Below are 16713 nucleotides of genomic sequence, written 5' to 3'. Positions count from 1 at the left end.
CCCGCCGCGACGGCGGGGACAAGGGCCTCAGCTTTTGCTTGCTTCTGCTTGCTGCGATCAGGCGTCGAGGACCTGGCCCTCACGGCGCACGACCGGCGGCTCGACGGACCACGGGAAGTTGATCCACTCGTCCGTCTTCTTCCAGACGTACTCGCACTTCACGAGCGAGTGGCTCTTCTCGTAGATCACGGCGCTGCGCACCTCGGCGACGTGCTCGAGGCAGAAGTCGTGGACGAGCTTGAGCGTCTTGCCGGTGTCCGCGACGTCGTCGGCGATCAGGACCTTCTTGTTGGAGAAGTCGATCGCGTTCGGGACGGGGGAGAGCATGACCGGCATCTCGAGCGTGGTGCCGACGCCGGTGTAGAACTCCACGTTCACCAGGTGGATGTTCTTGCAGTCCAGCGCGTAGGCGAGGCCGCCCGCGACGAAGACGCCGCCACGCGCGATGGACAGGATGATGTCCGGCTCGTAGCCGTCGTCCGCGATGGTCTGCGCCAGCTCACGGATGGCCTCCCCGAAGATCGGGTAGGTCAGGTTCTCGCGGATCTCACTCACTGTTGCTCTTCGCCTTTTGCTCTGCTGCTCAGACCTGGGTGCGGTGGAAATTCTGGAAGGACCGCGAGGGCGTGGGCCCACGCTGTCCCTGGTAGCGGGAACCGTGCTTCGCGGACCCGTAAGGATGCTCGACGGGAGAGGTCAGGCGGAACATGCACAGCTGCCCGATCTTCATCCCCGGCCACAGCTTGATCGGCAGCGTGGCCATGTTCGACAGCTCCAGCGTCACGTGACCGGAGAAGCCCGGGTCGATGAAGCCGGCCGTCGAGTGCGTCAGCAGGCCGAGCCGGCCCAGGCTGGACTTGCCCTCCAGTCGCGAGGCGATGTCGCCGGGGAGCGTGATGACCTCGTACGTCGAGGCGAGCACGAACTCACCGGGGTGCAGGATGAACGCCTCGTCGCCCTCCGGCACCACCTCGCGGGTGAGGTCCGCCTGCTCGACCGCGGGGTCGATGTGCGGGTACCGGTGGTTCTCGAACACCCGGAAGTAGCGGTCGAGCCGCACGTCGATGCTCGACGGCTGCACCATCGATTCGTCGAACGGGTCGATCCGCACGCGGCCTGCGTCGATCTCGGTCCGGATGTCCTTGTCTGAGAGAAGCACGGGTCGAGGATACGCGGAGAAGACGGACAACGCGGGCCCGGTCCGAGCGGACCGGGCCCGCGCCGCTTGATCACCGTCCGCGCGGCGGCCGCTCAGCGCTTCTGCAGGGCCACCGGAACGGAATGCCGCAGCCGGGCGCAGCGCGGGCAGCGCAGCAGCCGCCCCGGGCCGATCCGGTCGGGTCCGAGGTGCTGCATCGGGAACGAAGCGGTGCTGAAGACGTGCCCTTCGGCACAACGAACGACGGTGCGCTCCATAGAGCTCCCTTTCCCCATTCACGTGAAAGACAAAAGCCACATTAGGGGATGTACGGGACTCGCTCCTACGCGGCACTCCCGGCAGTCCCCCACCGGCTTCCGCCGCCCCACGGTACGCCCCAACTCCCGGCCCCCACGCACGCATCCCCACCGGCCCCACACTCTCCACACACAGCACGAAGGCCCGCACGGTGAGTGCACCGGGGGCCTTCGATGGGGTAGAGTGTGCGAAGATGAGGCGCCCGTAAAACAGGCGCCCTCGCGGGTGTAGTTTAATGGTAGAACATGAGCTTCCCAAGCTCAGAGCGCGAGTTCGATTCTCGTCACCCGCTCCACAAGACGTAGAAGTCATCAAAGGAAGGCCCAGGTCAACGACCTGGGCCTTGTTTGTTTACCCTGGGCCGCCGGATGCGGCGGCCAACACTGACGGAACGGAGCGCGTGGTGACGGCGGGGGAAACGAACGGCGACGAGCTGATAGGCAAGGTCCTCGGCGGCCGTTACCGGGTGACGGCGACGATCGGGCGCGGCGGCATGGGAGTGGTCGCGCGGGCGGTGGACGAACTGCTCAACCGGGAGGTCGCGGTCAAGGTCCTGCGGGCCTTCACCGACTCCGCCGAGGCCGAACTGCTCGACCTGCGGACCCGGATGCAGCGGGAGGCGCAGGCCGCCGCCCGCATCCGGCACGGCGGCGTGGTCACCGTGCACGACGTGACCGAGGAGCAGGGCCTGCCGGTCATCGTCATGGAGCTCGTCGACGGGCCCTCGCTCGACGACGTGCTGGGCGAGCGCGGCACGCTGGAGCCGCACGAGGCGGCGGCGATCGGCGCCAGGCTGATGGACGCGCTCGACGCCGCGCACCGGGCCGGCGTGCTGCACCGCGACGTCAAGCCGGGGAACGTGCTGCTGGAGCATGGCGAGCAAAGCGAGATGGGGGTCCCCCCGGCCGGAGGCTGGGGGAGGGTCGTGCTCACCGACTTCGGCATCGCCAGCATGGAGGCCTCCGGCGACGAGGCCATGGCCAAGCTGACCCAGAGCGGCCAGCTCGTCGGCTCCCTCGACTACCTGCCGCCGGAGCGCGCGCAGGGCCGGGAGCCGGGCCCCGCGTCGGACATCTGGTCGCTGGGCATGACGCTGTACGCGGCCGTGGAGGGCACGTCGCCGTTCCGCCGGACGTCCGTGTGGTCCACGCTCTCGGCGATCGTCACCGAGCCGCTGCCGGAGCCCCGGCGGGCGGGGCCGCTCACGCCCGTACTGCAGGCGCTGATGGCGAAGGAGCCGGAGCACCGGCCGACCGCGGACCAGGCGCGCGAGATGCTGGAGCGGGTCGCCGCGGGCATGACGGCGAACACGGTGGACACAGCCAATACGGCCAATACAGCCAATACGGCGAACCTCATGCCGCAGGCCCCCGCCCCGGCCCCCTCCCCCGTACCCACGCAGGCCGTTGCTCCGGCGCCGCCGCCGGGTTTCGGTGCCGCGCCGTCGTACACGGGGCCTTTCCAGCAGTCCTCGCAGCAGCCTGCGCCGGGACCTTCGCCGCAGTCTCCTCCGGCGCCCTCGCCGCAGCCTTTCCCTCAGTCCCCGTACGCCGGCCATCCGGCGCCGGGCCCGCTGCACGCACAGCCTCCGCAGTTCCCGCAGTCCCCACAGTTCCCGCAGTCCCCGCAGCTTCCGCAGTCCGGCTCCGGCGCACCGGTCGCGGGCCACGCCCCCGCCGCGGGTCACGCGGCGCCCGCTCCCGGCCCCGGCCGCGCCGCAGCCGACCGCGGACGGCGCCGCAGCCGGACCCTCATCGCAGCGGCGGCCGCCCTCGTCGTGCTCGCGGGAGGCGGCGTCACGTACGCCCTGACCGGCAACGGCGGCAAGAAGAACGACGAGCCCCCGGCAGCGGCGCCGGCGGCGACCGGCTCGCCGTCGGCCGGTGAGCAGCCGAACGAGGGCGGAGTGGCCACCGGCCTGCACTCCCCGGGCGCCTCGCCGTCCGCGAGCGCCTCCAAGAAGCCGTCCGCCTCGCCCTCGTCGGCCTCTCCGTCGGCCAAGCCCAGCGCCTCCTCGGCCAAGCCCAGCAGTTCGGTGCCGACGACCTGCAGCGGCTGGAGCCACCACGACCCGAAGCCGGGCACGTACGGATACGTGTCCGGCGATCGCCACGTCCTCAACGGGCCCTACAAGGTCTGCGGCTCCGTGGCCCCGGCCAAGAGCGGCACGAAGGTCTGGTTCCACTGCTCCGTCGAGAACTCGTACGGCCACAAGTGGATTTACGTCCGCATGGAGGGGACGAAGACCGCGGGCTGGATGTCCGGCGACACCATCATCCGCCAGAGCGGGCAGACGGTCCGCTGCTGACGGTGTCCACCGGAGGTATCCGTCGGCGGTATCCGCCGGAGGTATCCGCTGGCGGTGTCCCCTGGCGGTGTCCGCTGACGGTCTTTCGGGGCTTTTGCACACCCGTTCCCGGCCGACCGGCCTGTCCGGCATGAAATTCCGATAAGTTGCCGTGCCAAACGATCAACGGTCTTCTACGTCAGACCCGATGCGGAGTACGACATGAGCACTTATCCGGGCGGCGGCAGCCCCGGACCGGGCGGCTGGGCGGCCTCGGAATCCGCAGGCCCCAACGGCTCCTACCGGAACCAGACCCTGAAGTACCAGCAGATCGAGCTGGGCTTCGACGAGTCGGTCACGCTCCGGACGGTCTTCGGCCTCTGGGCGAGCGCGGCCCTCACCTCGATCCTGGTGTTCCTCACCTGCTGGCTGTTCGCCCTGCTGACGAACGACTTCGACTTCGGCGAGGCCGAAACCGGCCTCAACGTGGGCGGAATTCTGGGATTCATCATCTTCTGGTTGATCCTGCTCTTCAACGGCCTCACCGAGCCCGTCTCGGAGTGGCGGACCCTGCTGGAGGACAAGGCGCAGGCCTCCCCCTCCGCCTACGCGGCGATCTACGGCGCGCTGTCCCGCCGCCGCATCCCGGTGACGGCCGTGCCGTCCCGCATCCGCAGCGACATCCTGCAGCCGGAGGCGGTCAGCAACCGTCTCGTCGTCAGCAGCGGCCGGTACGTGACCTACGTATCCGTCTTCGAGTACGGCACCAGCCTCTATCTCGGCTGGACGATGTGGCGCATCCGCCCGGGCGCGGTGATCATCGGCACGTACTTCAAGGATCTCGTCGGCGGGATCATGGGCCGCACCGGTGACGTCAACCAGATGCTCCGCACCGAGCGGCCGCGTGCCATGCGCGAGGCCGTGCACTCGGCGGTCCGGGAAGGCGTGGAGATCGCGGTCCAGGGCATCGAGGTGCCCATCGCCTCGACCTTCGGGCAGAACCTCCCGATCATGTCCGCGCCCGGCCAGGGTCCCGCCGGCCCGCCGGCTCCGCCCGCGCCGCCGGTCATGCCCGCCGCGCCCGCCGCACCCCCGGTGCAGCCCGTGCCGCACCCCACGCCGCACCCCGCGCCGCCGGCTCCGCCGGCGCCGGGCGGCCCCGCTTCCCCGTGGACCAGCTGAGCACCATGGACCAGCAGAGCGACAGGACGCCCCCGCCGGGCGTCCTGACCGTCGGCAACGGCACGTCGGTGTGGGCCTGGGCGGCCGTTCGCATCGAGGCCGCCGCCGACCTCACCGAGACCCGGGAGTACGCCGACCTCCCCGAGGAAGAGCGCCGGATCAAGGCGGTCGCCGCAGAGGCGGCCTGGCTGGCGGGCCAGTGGGACACCCACCACGACACGCGCATCGAACTGCGCTATCTGACGGACCCGGCCACGCGCAGGATCTCGTGCGCGCTGCTGGCCCGGGTGCGCGGCGACGACCCGCACGATCCGGCCGCGGCACAGGAGTCCGCGGTCGCGGCGGCCCTCGCGCTCCGCGACCGGCTGGGGCAGCTGCCGCACCACGTGCACGCCGCCCCGGTCGAGGACGCGGCCGAAGTGGCGCGGTGGCTCACGCCGTTCACCCCCGACCCGGCCGGCCTGGCCGAGATCCGCAAGCGCTACCGGACGGGCCTGCCCAACCGGCCCGACGCGGGCGTTCAGTACTACCTCGCCCCGCAGCCGTTCACCGCCGCGGCGCCACCGTGGGACGCGCTGTGGCAGGCGGTCGCGGCACACCCGTACCCGCTCATGCTGACGGTCGGCCTCGAACCGTACCGGGTGCCCGACGACCTCGGACCGATGCTGCACCAGATCGCCACCCACTACGGGCGGCTGGGGACGCCGGGACAGCTGCCGGAGGGCCTGTGGGGCCCGGCGACCCAGCTCTCCCCGGACAACTTCGCCGTGGACGCGGCGAAGGTGTACGCGGACGCCGCGCGCCGCTACACCGACCGCGCCTTCCGCATCCGCATCGCGCTCGCCTCCCCGAACCCGCTCCCCGAGTCCCTCGCCGAACTCGTCGGCGCCACGGTCTCCCCGCAGGAACGGCCCGGCCAGGGCACCGCACTGACCGAGACCTTCACCGGCCCGGCCCACGTCACCGTACGGCCGGCTCCGCCGGAGCTGGCCGCGGCGTGGACCGGCATCACGACGCTGGAGCACGCCCGCTGGGGCGGCGACCAGCGCTGGCAGCTGCCCGAACCGCTGTCGCCGCCGCTGCGCCTGCTCTCCGAGCTGGTCGACGCGCGGGAGGCGGGTGCGGCGCTGCGGCTTCCCCTCGCCGTGCACGGGCACATGACCGGCTTCCCCGTACGCAGGCCTGACATGGCCCTGGAAACCGACTACCGGCCGCAAGGCCCCGCCATCGAACTCGGCCGGCAGCTGGTGCACGGCGCGCCGGCCGGGCCGCTCGGCGTGGAGCTGGGGTCCCTCTCCCGGCACGCGCTGTTCGTCGGGACGACCGGCTCGGGCAAGACCAACACGACCCTGGCCTTCACCCAGCAGCTCTGGCGGGACCACAAGGTGCCGTTCCTCGTGCTGGAACCGGTCAACTCCGAGCTCGACGACTACCGCTGGCTCGCCACCCGCCCCGGCTTCGAGGACCTCCTCGTCCTCACCGTCGGCGACGAGAACACGGCGCCGTTCCGGCTCAACCCCTTCGAGGTGCCGCACGGGGTCCGGATCAGCACCCACACCGCCGGACTGCTCGCCTGCTTCGACGCGGCGTTCGGCCTCTGGGACCCCCTGCCGGCCATCTACAACAAGGCCCTGCGCAACACGTACGCGCGGAAGGGCATCGTCCCCACCGACGTCTCCACGCCCGCCCACGACGGGGCGTGGCCCACCCTCCGCGACTTCATCGCCGAGATGCGCAAGGAGTGCGACCAGCTCGGGTACTCCGGCGAGGTCAAGGACAACATCATCGCCGCGTCCAGGCTGCGGGCCGAATCCCTCGCGGAGGGCGCCTGCGGCAGCACGCTGGACTGCGCACGCTCGTACCCCGTCGAGGAGCTCCTCAACCGCCCGGTCGTCATCGAGCTGGCCGGCGTCGGCGACAACGAGAAGGAACAGTCCCTCGTCACCGCGCTGATCCTGCAGACCATGACGGAGCACTACAAGGCGACCCGGCGGGGCGACGGGCTCTCCCACGTCACCGTCATCGAGGAGGCCCACCGGCTGCTCGGGCGCCCCGTCGCCTCCGGCGGGGACGGCAAGGAGGGCAACGCGCAGGCCCGCGCGGCGCAGGCCTTCGCCAACACGCTCGCCGAGAACCGCAAGTACGGGGAAGGCCTGGTGATCGTCGAACAGGTCCCCGAGAAGCTCATCGAGGACGCGTACAAGAACACCAACCTGAAGGTCATGCACCGCCTGCCGTCCGCCACGGACCGGGAGCTGATCGGCGGCACGATGCGGTTCTCCCCCGACCAGGAGCGGTTCGCGTCGTCCCTGGAACCGTTCCAGGCCTTCGCCCACCACGACGGCATCGACCGGCCGGCCCTCATCCGGGTCCCGAACGTACGCGCCGAGGCGGCCGCGGAGACCGGGGTCGCGCGGGCGCCGCTCGCCGGCAACGCGGAACTGGCCGACCGCTTCCGCGCCTTCGCCGCCACAACACCGGCCGTCGACGCGGCCCTCGCCCCCTTCGCCGACTGCGAGGGCTGCCGGCACCGCTGCGCGTTCCGCTCACGGGCGGCGACAGCGGTGTGGCCGGAGCACGGGACCGAGCTGAAGAAGCGCGTGGCCGACTACCCCAAGACCTCGGCCGCCCAGGCCGAGTGGTGGTCCCGCACGGCGGACTGGGTCGCGGAAATCGCCGACACCGTAGCCCCGCCGGGCGCGGCGGCGGACGCGGTCGACGACTACCGCGCCTGCGTCTTCATCCACGTCGCCCAAGCGGCGTGGAAGAGGAAGACGCTGCCGTGGGTGCGGCTGTATCGCAGCAATGCCGGGGGCGGGGCTGGGGTTGCTGCCGGAGGCGGGGGCGGGGGCGGGGCTGGGGGCGGGGCTGCCACCGGGGCCGGTGCTGGTGCTGGTGCGAGAACTGAGTCATGAGCGACCGCCCCACCGAGAGAGAAGAGCCCCCCGAGCAACCGCCGTCCCCGGAATCCGGGGCGGCGGACGAGGCCCCGGAACCCACGGAGGCGCAGGACGCACCCGAACCGTCCGCGCCTGAGCCGGCAGAGCCGGCAGAGCGACCTGAGCAGTCGCCCGAATCGGGCGAGGCCTCCGACGGGGGCGAGGCTTCCGACGACGCACCGGAGCCGGCGGAGGCGGAGGATGCGCCCGAGCCGGCGGGGGCGGAGGCGGAGGCGGAGGGCGCATCCGAGCCGGCGGAAGAGCCCACTGAGCCCGAGGACGGTGGCGAGTCCTCTGACGGGGGCGAGCATTCCGACGGGAGTGAGGCGTCCGACGCCGCGCCGGAGCCGACGGAGGCAGAGAAACCGGAGGAGGCGGAGCAGGCCGAGGAGCCGGAGAAGGCCGAGGGGTCGGAGGCGGCGGAAGAGCCGGAGGACCCTGAGGAGTCGGAGGACGCGGAGGAACCGGAGGAGTCTGAAGACCCGGAGGACACGGAAGAGGACGAGGAGGCCGAGGAAGAAGACGAGGAAGACATGGAAGACGAGGAGGAGGAAGCGGAGGAGGACGAGGAGGAGGAAGAGGACGCAGAGGAGCCGGAGGAAGCGGAGGACACAGAAGACACCGAGGACGCCGAGGACGCCGACGAGTCCACGGAAGACGCCCCGGAGCCTGCGGATGCGCGCGATACGGACGAGGCGCCCGAGCCGGCTGAACCGGCTGAAGCGGTTGAACCGGCCGCATCATCGGAAGGGTCGCAGAACACACCCGAGTCCCCTGACGACGCCCCGGAACCAGCCGACGCCGCACCGAAGCCGGCGGAGAAAGCAGCGGAAACGGCCTCGCGCGCTGAGGCCCCGGACGGCCCGGACGACCCGGACGAAGCCCCCGAACCTGCCAAGCCTCAGGACACCCACGCGAGGCGTGCGCCGGAAGACCAACAGGAGCCGGACACCGAGGCGCCCTCGGCGACCGAACCCCCGGACAACCCGGAGGAAGCCCCCGATCCGGCCACTGGGTCAGAGGCCCCGAAGGACGACGTTCCCGCAGCGGACCCGGACCCGGAACAGGGGGGACGGCCCTCCGGTGGTCGCCGCTCGGGTGACGGGCCGGACGACCTGACCCCGACGGACGGGGCGCTGGACGGCTTCGACGAGTTGGATCCCGACCCCGAGGCCGACGACACATGGATCAGGCTGCGCTCCGGAAACAACCGGCGGAGGTTCGTGACCTCGAACGAGGGCGACGGCGCCGCAGGTGACGGGTAATGGCACCAACCATTTACGAGCTCCCCAAGGCTTCCAGGACAACAGGAGGTTACGACCCTGCGCTCGCCCCTTCGCCGACTGCGAAGGCTGCCGATACCGCTGCGCGCCACGCGGACGGGCGGCGACAGCGGCGTTGGCCGCACGGCGACGAGCTGAAGAAGCGCGTGGCCGACTACCCCAAGACCTCGGCCGCCCAGCCCGAGTGGTGGTCCCGCACGGCGGACTGGGTAGCGGAAATCGCCAACACCGTCGACGACTACCGCGCCTGCGGCTTCATCCACGTCGCCCAAGCGGCGTGGAAGAGGAAGACGCTGCCGTGGGTGCGGCTGTACCGCAGGAATACCTCTGCTGCCCATACCGATGCGGATGCCGGAGCTGATGCCGGCCGAAGCCGAACGAGAACTAAGTCATGAGCGATCGCCCCACCGAGACCGAGAGACCACCCGAGCAGCCGCCAACCGCGGAATCCGGTACGGACGAGGCGCCCGAACCGACGCAGGCCCAGGAAGCGCCTGAGCCGACCTCCTCCCCCGAGACGCCGCCTGAGCAGGTGCCGGAATCCGGCGGCGACGTCGCAGCTGCGGGAGGGACTTCCGACGACGACGCACCGGAGCCGACGAAAGCGGAAGATGCCGCGAGGGAAGAGGAAGAGCCCGAGCCCGTGGAAGCACCCGCTGGGCCGAAGGACGGAGGCGAGGCTTCTGACGAGGGGGAGGCACCCGACACTGCACCAGAGCCGACGGAAGCGGGAGAGGCAGAAGTAGGAAAGAAGGAGCAGCCGGAGGACACAGAAGACGCCCCTGACCCCTCCGAGAAGACGAGGGAGGCGCAGGAGCCGACTAAGCCGCCGGATGCGGACGAGACGTCACGGCCCAAAGATGAGGCTGCTGCTGAGCTGGCAGACGTGTCCGAATCTCCCGGCAGCGGGACCGAACGCACTGTAGAAGCAGCCGATTCCACCGAGCCGGACCAGACACCGGAGACCCTAAGCCCCGACGAAGGTCAGGAACCTGATCAACCCGAGGGCTCGGCGGAGGCCGACAAGCCTGAGCCGTCACCTGACTCCGGGCCCAGGTTTGAGGACGAGTCCCACAACGCACCAGAACCGCCCACCGCCGAGACCGCACCAACAGCTGAGGCAGAGGGGCCGCCGGAGGAAACAGCAGAAGAGGCAAAAGCACCTTCGCGCTCCGAAAGTGCGGGTGATCCGGACGAAGCCCCAGATCCCACCGAGCCGCACGACACCAGCACAGCCGACGCTGCGGAACGCTCACCGGCAACTACTGCCGAGGCACCGGAATGGGACCCCGACGATGCACCAGATCCGTCCGATGAAGCAGAACTCCCCCCTGACGGAATTTCCATGCCGTCGTTCCAGGACGTCCCAGTCGAGCACAGCAGTGGCGGCGATACACCAAACCCCGAAGATACAAGCAGCCTCGAGTCACCTTCGCCACCAAAAATGGATCGGATGGCGACAGTCGGCGAGGACGGCTTGTCGAACCGAATACGACCCCCTCGCGAAGGGGATACAAACTATGTGGTGGACGACCTGAACAACCTGTCGGACACCATCACTGATATCGACAGCATCCGCGACGGAACACTATGGGAAGAGAAAACGGCAACCGGACAGGACCCCCGAGTAGACGTCGACAAATGGATCAACAAGCACGTGCACAAAAAATTGGATTCCTACGTGCGCGCCCGTCCGCACATGGAGGGCTACGAACAAGCCCCCCTCGGGCTGGATTTCACACAGCCCGGAGCGACTCCAGACTTCAGGGCCGCAGTGGAGTCTGGTATAAAAGAATGGGAATCAAGGAACCCAGGATCTAGGGTGAAGGTCAGGTGGGCAGAATGAGCTGCTATTTCCAAATGGGCGACGAAGACATCTGGAACCCCTCGAACTCTGTCGCCAGAGTGTTCCTAGGACAGGCCGAGATCCTGTCTCACCTGACCGGCGAAGAGACGGGACTCGGACCTGTCATCGAAGATGAATGCGAGATCTCCATACGCGAATTCTCAAAATTCATCGACAGCCTATTGGCGACCTATCAGAACTCGAACAACAAGGCTTTCAGATCTTTGCTTAGCGGCTTCATCTCGGTAGCTCTTGTCTTGGTCGAGCGTGGCGGCGGCACCCTCGAATCCATCACACCCGAGTATTCCGAAATGTGGGAGAGCCTACGGGAAGCCAATGCAAAGGGAATGCCCACAGGGTGAGCGGGGCCTCAGGCCGGTGCCGCCGACAACCGACACCCTGCGCGCTGAAGCCGCTACCCGGCCCGGCGGCTGGGTGTACGCCGTGGACCCCGACTTCGACCCCGCCAGCGAGGTGCCGCCGTCCGGCATCGTCGGCGCGTGGAAGGTCGACGAGCGCAGGGAGCTGTCCGGCGCACTCCAGCACAATCCCCGCTACCGTGGCGGCGATGCAGCTCGCCGCCACCGGCTAGAGCTCCGACGCCGCAGTGCGAGCCGCCCTGCGGCAGGACATGGTCTTCCCGTCCCGGGCGAAGGGCCGGGAATCGCGTCGTACGCCGACGACCGGGCACTTTCGTCCCCGTCTTCACTAGCGCCGAGCAGGCCCCAGCCTCCGCGCCGACGTTGCAGCGCCGCCCGTGCCGGACGTTGCTCGAACACCTTCCGCCGGAGGTGTTGGTGGCTCTCAATCCGGGAGGCACAGTCTCCGTGCGGCTGCCCGTCGCCGATCTGCTGACCGGCGACGGCGACTGATGGCGAGCAGGGCCCGGGTCTGTGACCCGGGCCCTGCTCGCATTGCTGCGCGCGCGTCACTGATGTGCCGCGACCTTCTTCGGTGACGGAGCCGAGGGAGCCGTTGCGGCATCGGCCTCCGGGCGGCGGTCCCTGGGGATGAGGGCCATGACCAGGCCCAGGGCCAGCAGGAAGCCGCTCACCAGGTAGACCGTCTGCATGGCCTGGGCCATGCCCTCGAGGAAGGGGTGGGCCAGGCGGGCGTCGGCGTGGGCCAGGAAGGAGCTGTCGTCCAGGGAGACGGCGCCGTTGCGGCCGGCGAGCAGGGTCTGGTTGGCGGGCTGGGACGTCACGGACGGGTCGGCGAGGGCCTCCTTGAAGCCCGGGTCGGAGGCGGCGCCGGCGTAGGCGTCGGAGATCCGGCCGCCCACCGAGCCGAAGAAGAGCGAGAAGAAGACGCTGATGCCGACGGTGCCGCCGATGGAGCGGAAGAAGGCGAAGGACCCGATGCCGGCGCCCATGTACTGCGGTTCCAGGCCCCGCTGGATGGCGACCAGCATGACCTGCCAGCACACGCCGATGCCGATGCCCATGACGGCGGCGGCGGCCGCGGGCTGCCACAGGGCCGTGTCGGCGCCGAACGTCGCGAACCAGAACGTGCCGGCCATGATGAGCACGATGCCGGTGAGCATGGCGCCCTTGAAGCGGCCCGTACGCGTGACGTAGGCGCTGCACAGCCGCCCGGCGACGATGATGCCGAAGGTCTGCGGGAGCATCATCAGGCCGGCCTGGGTCGGCGAGAGGCCCTTGACGATCTGGAGGTAGAGCGGGAGGACGGCGAGCGAGCCGAAGACGGCGGCGCCGACGATCGTGTTGACGGCGTTGTAGAGGGTGAAGACGGGGCTGCGGAACATGGGGGTGGGGAGCAGGGCGGCACCACCGGCCCGCCGCTGTGCCATCACGAACAGCACGAGCCCCACGGCCCCCACGGCGAACAGCCCCAGCGTGCCGGCCGAGCCCCAGCCCCACTTCGGCCCTTCTTCGACGGCGAAGAGCACGGGCACCAGGAAGAGGACGAGCGTGATGACCCCGGCGATGTCCGGCTTGTCCTTGGAGCGGTCGTTCTGGACGCGCACCTGGCTGAGGACGATCAGGACGGTGGCGATGCCGATCGGCACGTTGATGAAGAAGGCCCAGCGCCAGCCGGCGGCACCGGCGAAGCTGTCCAGCCCGGCGAAGAACCCGCCGACGACCGGTCCGACCACGGCCGAGACGCCGAAGACGGCACCGAACCAGGCCTGGTAGCGGCTGCGTTCGGCGGGCGGCAGCAGGTCGGCCAGGATGGCGAACGCGAGGCTCATCAGACCGCCCGCACCGAGTCCCTGGATGCCCCGGAAGACCGACAGCATCACCATGGACTGGGCGAGCCCGCACAGCACCGAGCCGACGACGAAGACCGTCACGGCGATGACGTAGAGCGGCCGGCGCCCGTAGATGTCGGAGAGCTTGCCGTAGAGGGCCGTGGTGATCACCGAGGTGATCATGTACGAGGTGTTGGCCCAGGCCTGCTGCGAGAGGCCGTTGAGGTCGTCGGCGATGGTGCGGAGCGCCGCGGAGATGATGGTCTGGTCGAGCGCCGACATGAACAGGCCGAGCATCAGGCCGGCCATGACCAGTCTCATACGGCGCCGGTCGATCACCGGGGCGCCCGGGGAACCCGGAGCAGCAGCTGTGTCCGTCATCGTCGTTCCATCCATCCCTTGGCGTGAGGCGATGACTCAAGGATGGAATCTCAAGCAAGCTTGAGGTCAAGACGAACGATCAGCTCTCTTCCTCTTCTTCGCCTTCTTCGTCTTCCTCGTCCTGATCCTCGTACGGGGCCTCCTCCATCAGCCGCTCGGCGATGTCGTCCACCCATGCCTCGGCCCAGCGCAGCAGCTCGGCGCGGTCGGTGTCGTCGAGTCCGTAGGCGGCGAACTCGGAGTCGGCGATCCACTCGGCGCCGGCGAGCCGGGCCTGGAGGTCGGTGAGGTCGAAGGCGGCGGCGTCCGTGCCGGCGTGCCGGCGGCCGAGCTCCTCCAGCTCGACGTGCGACCAGTCGGCGGATGCGGCCCGCACGTCGACGAGGTCCCGGGCGAGCCCGAGGTCCGCGAGGTCGCGTACGGCCATGCCGACCACGTCCTCGACGGCGGGCACGGGCCCGTACGGACCCAGCACCGGCGGCCGCCACAGGGTCTCCTTGCGGAGGGCGACGGCGCAGTGCTCACCGGTCGCGGCGTCGGTGACGACGAGCCCGCCCTCGAGCGGTTCGGCCTGCCAGCCGCGCTCCTGCAACCCGTTGCAGACGGCGGACACGAGCTCGGCCATGGCGTCCGGCGCCTCGGTGGCCAGCTCCAGGCCCGTGTCCCTGCGAACGGCCCCCGGTTCGAGGAGACCGTGCGCCTCCCGGGCGTAGGCACCACTGAGGAGGAGCGGATACGCGGAGCCCGCCGCCATCACGTCCGGCAGCAGACGCCGGTGCAGTCCGTGCGGACCGCTTTCGTGTGGACCGCTTCCGTGCGGACCGCTTCCGTGTGGACCGCTTTCGTACGAGCCGGGCGGCGATGTGGGCGGCAGCATGATCGCGATTATTCCGGAAGGACGCCTTCGACCAGGTCGGATACGCGCTGCAGCTCCGGCTGGATCTCGTCCGCCTCGGCCCGGTCGACGGCGGCGAGCCGCCACCACACGGCACGCGCGTTGCGCAGGATGCGGCGGGTCTCGTCGGCGGGGGCCTGGGCGTTGTGGCGGCGCTCGGCCGTCCGCAGGTGCAGCCGCATGATCGCGGCCCAGTCCTCCTGCAGCAGCAGCGCGAGCCAGGCCCGCGTCCCCAGCACGCCGACGGTGTGCGGGTGCAACGGCCCGTACTCCTTGTCAAGCACCCCTTCCAGCTCCCGCGCGGCGAGCGCGGCCCCGACCAGATCCCCGCGCAACTCGGCAGCGACGATCCGCCCGAAGCCCTCGGTGTGGTGCGGGGGGAGGGGGGTGGCCCAGTGGGGGCTGGGGATGGGCGCGGGGGCCGGCGGGGCGGGCACCGCGAGAGGGGCTTGGAGGGGAGGGGCCTGAAGGGGCGGGGGTACGGGGGCGGGTGTGAGCACGGGCGGGGCAAAGTGCTCCGCCACCGGCGCGGGCGCGGGCGCAGGTGCGGGTGCGGGTGCGGGTGCCACAGGGGCGGGCACCGGCGCCACGGGGGCAGGCTGAGGCACCACAGGAGCCGGAGCAGGAGCCGGAACCGGCGCAGGCGCCGGATGCGGCCCCGGCATCGGCGTCACCGCCCCGTCGTGGTCGACGATCAGCGGCCAGACCGAGCCGTCGGGCTCCTTGGCATTGATCCGTATGGGGTGCCCGCGCAGGGCCGCCCGCACCCGTATCTCGGACAGCGCCGAGGTCCGCGCATCCGCGCCCGGCAGGTTGTCGACCGGCTCCCCATCGATCGTCGCCCCGCCCATTGCGTCGATGACGATGGTGTAGACAGGCGTCAGAGGGACCGAGTCGAGGTCCGTCACAACAGGCATGGTCATTCCTTACGTACCGCCGCCGCCAGCAGGCCAAGGGGGCCGCGGCACGCAGGGTGCCGCGGTCCCCCGGGTAATGATGACCCGGATCACCCACCGTTGGGGTAGTAGGGGGGTGACCAGCCCAGATACTTGGAGTTCCACTTGGTTTCGATATCGGTGGCGGGGACGATCGATATCTCGCCGATGACCCCGATGTCATTGGACGCGATCTTCCCGTCGCCCACGTAGATGGCGACGTGTCCGGCCCGGTGCCCGGTGTCCCAGAACATGAGCGCGCCGACCGGCGGATTGCGGTCGCCGTCGTGCCGCATGTCCTTCGGCATTTCGACCTGGTAGTGGTCGATGGCGTAGTTCGTACCGGAGTAGTTCCATCCATAGGCGATGGATGTGAAGGCAAGGCACTTCTGGTACCAGTTCGCGCGGTGGCTGTCGGCCTCGGCCTTCGCCCACTTGATCGCGTCGGCAGTGGAGCGCGGGTTCCTCACCTTGTCGGGCCAGTTCGCGTTGCCGTCGTGGAAGGGCTCGCCCGGCTTGCCCGGCTTGCCCGAGGTGTTGCAGTCGTCCGGGGGTTCGTCGGGGTCCTTGCCGTTGCTGTTACCGCTGTTCCCGGCACTTCCTCCGGACGTGTTCGAACCCGGCTTCTTGGGGTGGTTCTCACCGGACCGCTCCGTGTCGATTCCGGCTTCCTTGGCAATGCTGCGGGCCTGCGTCTCCTTCGGCCCGTAGGCGTTGGGGAAGCCGGACCGCTGCACCTTCTGGGCGGCGTCGTTGAGCGACAGGTTCTCCCAGGGGACGTCCTCCAGGCCCGGCGGGTCGCCGCTGTCGCCGCCGAAGAAGAACATCTTGGCCGCGTACTTGGGGTCCATGATCTGTTCTTTGGTGCCCCAGCCCGCCACCGGGCGCTGCTGGAACAGGCCGACCGAGTCCCGGTCGCCGTAGTTGATGTTGTCCAGCTGCGACTCGGCGAGAGCGGTCATCAGCGCGATGAGCGTGGCTCGCCCGGGCAGCTTCCCCTCCTTCGCGACCTCATCGATGATCTTGGCGTTGGCGACCTGCCGGGCACGCAGCTCCTTACTCGCACCGCCGTTGGCATTACCCGGCTGCCCGTTGCCCTGCTCCCCGTCGTCGGCCGGCTGTCCCCATTCGCCGCAGCCCGCGGCAGAGGCCGAGCTGACCCCGCCGATGCCCGACACCGCGCCGAAGATGATGAGCATGACCATGAAGACGGCCGCGACGGGGAGCCCGAGCTTGAGCACCAGGGCACGCCGGGCTCCCCCCGCCGCCAGGGCGAGGGCCTGACGTCCGTCCACTG

15 protein-coding genes and 1 tRNA gene are annotated in these 16713 nt (G+C 70.0%); 9 read left to right on the top strand and 7 right to left on the bottom strand.

Annotated features, from left to right (window positions below; genetic code table 11):
- Positions 1-57 precede the first annotated feature (57 nt).
- The 3 genes from AS857_RS34865 to AS857_RS34855 form a co-directional block, all read right to left on the bottom strand.
- Positions 58-555 (bottom strand): phosphoribosyltransferase, encoded by a 498-nt coding sequence (locus AS857_RS34865; protein WP_058047473.1) that lies wholly within the window; start codon positions 553-555, stop codon positions 58-60.
- Between the two features lie 28 nt (positions 556-583).
- Positions 584-1159, bottom strand: a complete 576-nt coding sequence (dcd, locus tag AS857_RS34860) for a dCTP deaminase (protein WP_058047472.1) — start codon at positions 1157-1159, stop codon at positions 584-586.
- 92 nt (positions 1160-1251) lie between these two features.
- On the bottom strand, positions 1252-1416 hold the full coding sequence (locus tag AS857_RS34855) for a hypothetical protein (RefSeq protein ID WP_173864874.1): 165 nt from the start codon (positions 1414-1416) through the stop codon (positions 1252-1254).
- Between the two features lie 261 nt (positions 1417-1677).
- Here AS857_RS34855 and AS857_RS34850 point away from each other — a divergent pair.
- From AS857_RS34850 to AS857_RS42480, 9 genes are all read left to right on the top strand, one after another.
- Positions 1678-1751, top strand: a tRNA-Gly gene (locus tag AS857_RS34850).
- Between the two features lie 108 nt (positions 1752-1859).
- A complete protein-coding gene (locus AS857_RS34845) occupies positions 1860-3764 on the top strand; it encodes a serine/threonine-protein kinase (protein WP_058047569.1) in 1905 nt (634 codons plus the stop codon).
- Between the two features lie 201 nt (positions 3765-3965).
- Positions 3966-4925 carry a hypothetical protein gene (locus AS857_RS34840; protein WP_058047471.1) on the top strand — a complete coding sequence of 320 codons (960 nt, stop codon included), beginning with the start codon at positions 3966-3968 and terminating at the stop codon, positions 4923-4925.
- On the top strand, positions 4913-7840 hold the full coding sequence (locus tag AS857_RS34835) for an ATP-binding protein (protein WP_144440926.1): 2928 nt from the start codon (positions 4913-4915) through the stop codon (positions 7838-7840). Before AS857_RS34840 ends, AS857_RS34835 begins: the two co-directional genes overlap by 13 nt.
- The gene (locus AS857_RS40185; RefSeq protein ID WP_058047469.1) at positions 7837-9129 is read left to right on the top strand and encodes a hypothetical protein; all 1293 of its coding nucleotides are present in this window, start codon (positions 7837-7839) and stop codon (positions 9127-9129) included. The genes AS857_RS34835 and AS857_RS40185 overlap by 4 nt, the downstream gene beginning before the upstream one ends.
- Entirely contained in the window at positions 9129-9542 is a 414-nt protein-coding gene (locus AS857_RS39720) for a hypothetical protein (RefSeq protein WP_144440925.1), read from the top strand. The genes AS857_RS40185 and AS857_RS39720 overlap by 1 nt, the downstream gene beginning before the upstream one ends.
- Positions 9539-10993: a hypothetical protein gene (locus AS857_RS39715; protein WP_144440924.1), complete on the top strand. Its 1455-nt coding sequence runs from the start codon at positions 9539-9541 to the stop codon at positions 10991-10993. Before AS857_RS39720 ends, AS857_RS39715 begins: the two co-directional genes overlap by 4 nt.
- Positions 10994-11007: 14 nt before the next feature.
- The gene (locus AS857_RS34825) at positions 11008-11355 is read left to right on the top strand and encodes a DUF6086 family protein (protein WP_144440923.1); all 348 of its coding nucleotides are present in this window, start codon (positions 11008-11010) and stop codon (positions 11353-11355) included.
- 138 nt (positions 11356-11493) lie between these two features.
- Entirely contained in the window at positions 11494-11865 is a 372-nt protein-coding gene (locus tag AS857_RS42480; RefSeq protein ID WP_160330290.1) for an SseB family protein, read from the top strand.
- Positions 11866-11921: 56 nt separating this feature from the next.
- On the opposite strand, the gene AS857_RS34820 is transcribed toward AS857_RS42480, so the two are convergent.
- From AS857_RS34820 to AS857_RS34805, 4 genes are all read right to left on the bottom strand, one after another.
- Positions 11922-13586 (bottom strand): MDR family MFS transporter, encoded by a 1665-nt coding sequence (locus AS857_RS34820; RefSeq protein ID WP_058047467.1) that lies wholly within the window; start codon positions 13584-13586, stop codon positions 11922-11924.
- Between the two features lie 79 nt (positions 13587-13665).
- On the bottom strand, positions 13666-14340 hold the full coding sequence (locus AS857_RS34815) for a hypothetical protein (RefSeq protein ID WP_058047466.1): 675 nt from the start codon (positions 14338-14340) through the stop codon (positions 13666-13668).
- 131 nt (positions 14341-14471) lie between these two features.
- Positions 14472-15398, bottom strand: coding sequence for a hypothetical protein (locus AS857_RS40750; protein ID WP_216824031.1), 927 nt, complete (start codon positions 15396-15398; stop codon positions 14472-14474).
- 89 nt (positions 15399-15487) lie between these two features.
- Entirely contained in the window at positions 15488-16711 is a 1224-nt protein-coding gene (locus AS857_RS34805; protein WP_058047464.1) for a hypothetical protein, read from the bottom strand.
- Positions 16712-16713 lie beyond the last annotated feature (2 nt).

The organism is Streptomyces roseifaciens (assembly GCF_001445655.1).
GTDB lineage: Bacteria > Actinomycetota > Actinomycetes > Streptomycetales > Streptomycetaceae > Streptomyces > Streptomyces aureoversilis.
Note: the sequence above shows the minus strand (reverse complement) of the source record. Positions and strands in the feature narration are given on the sequence as shown.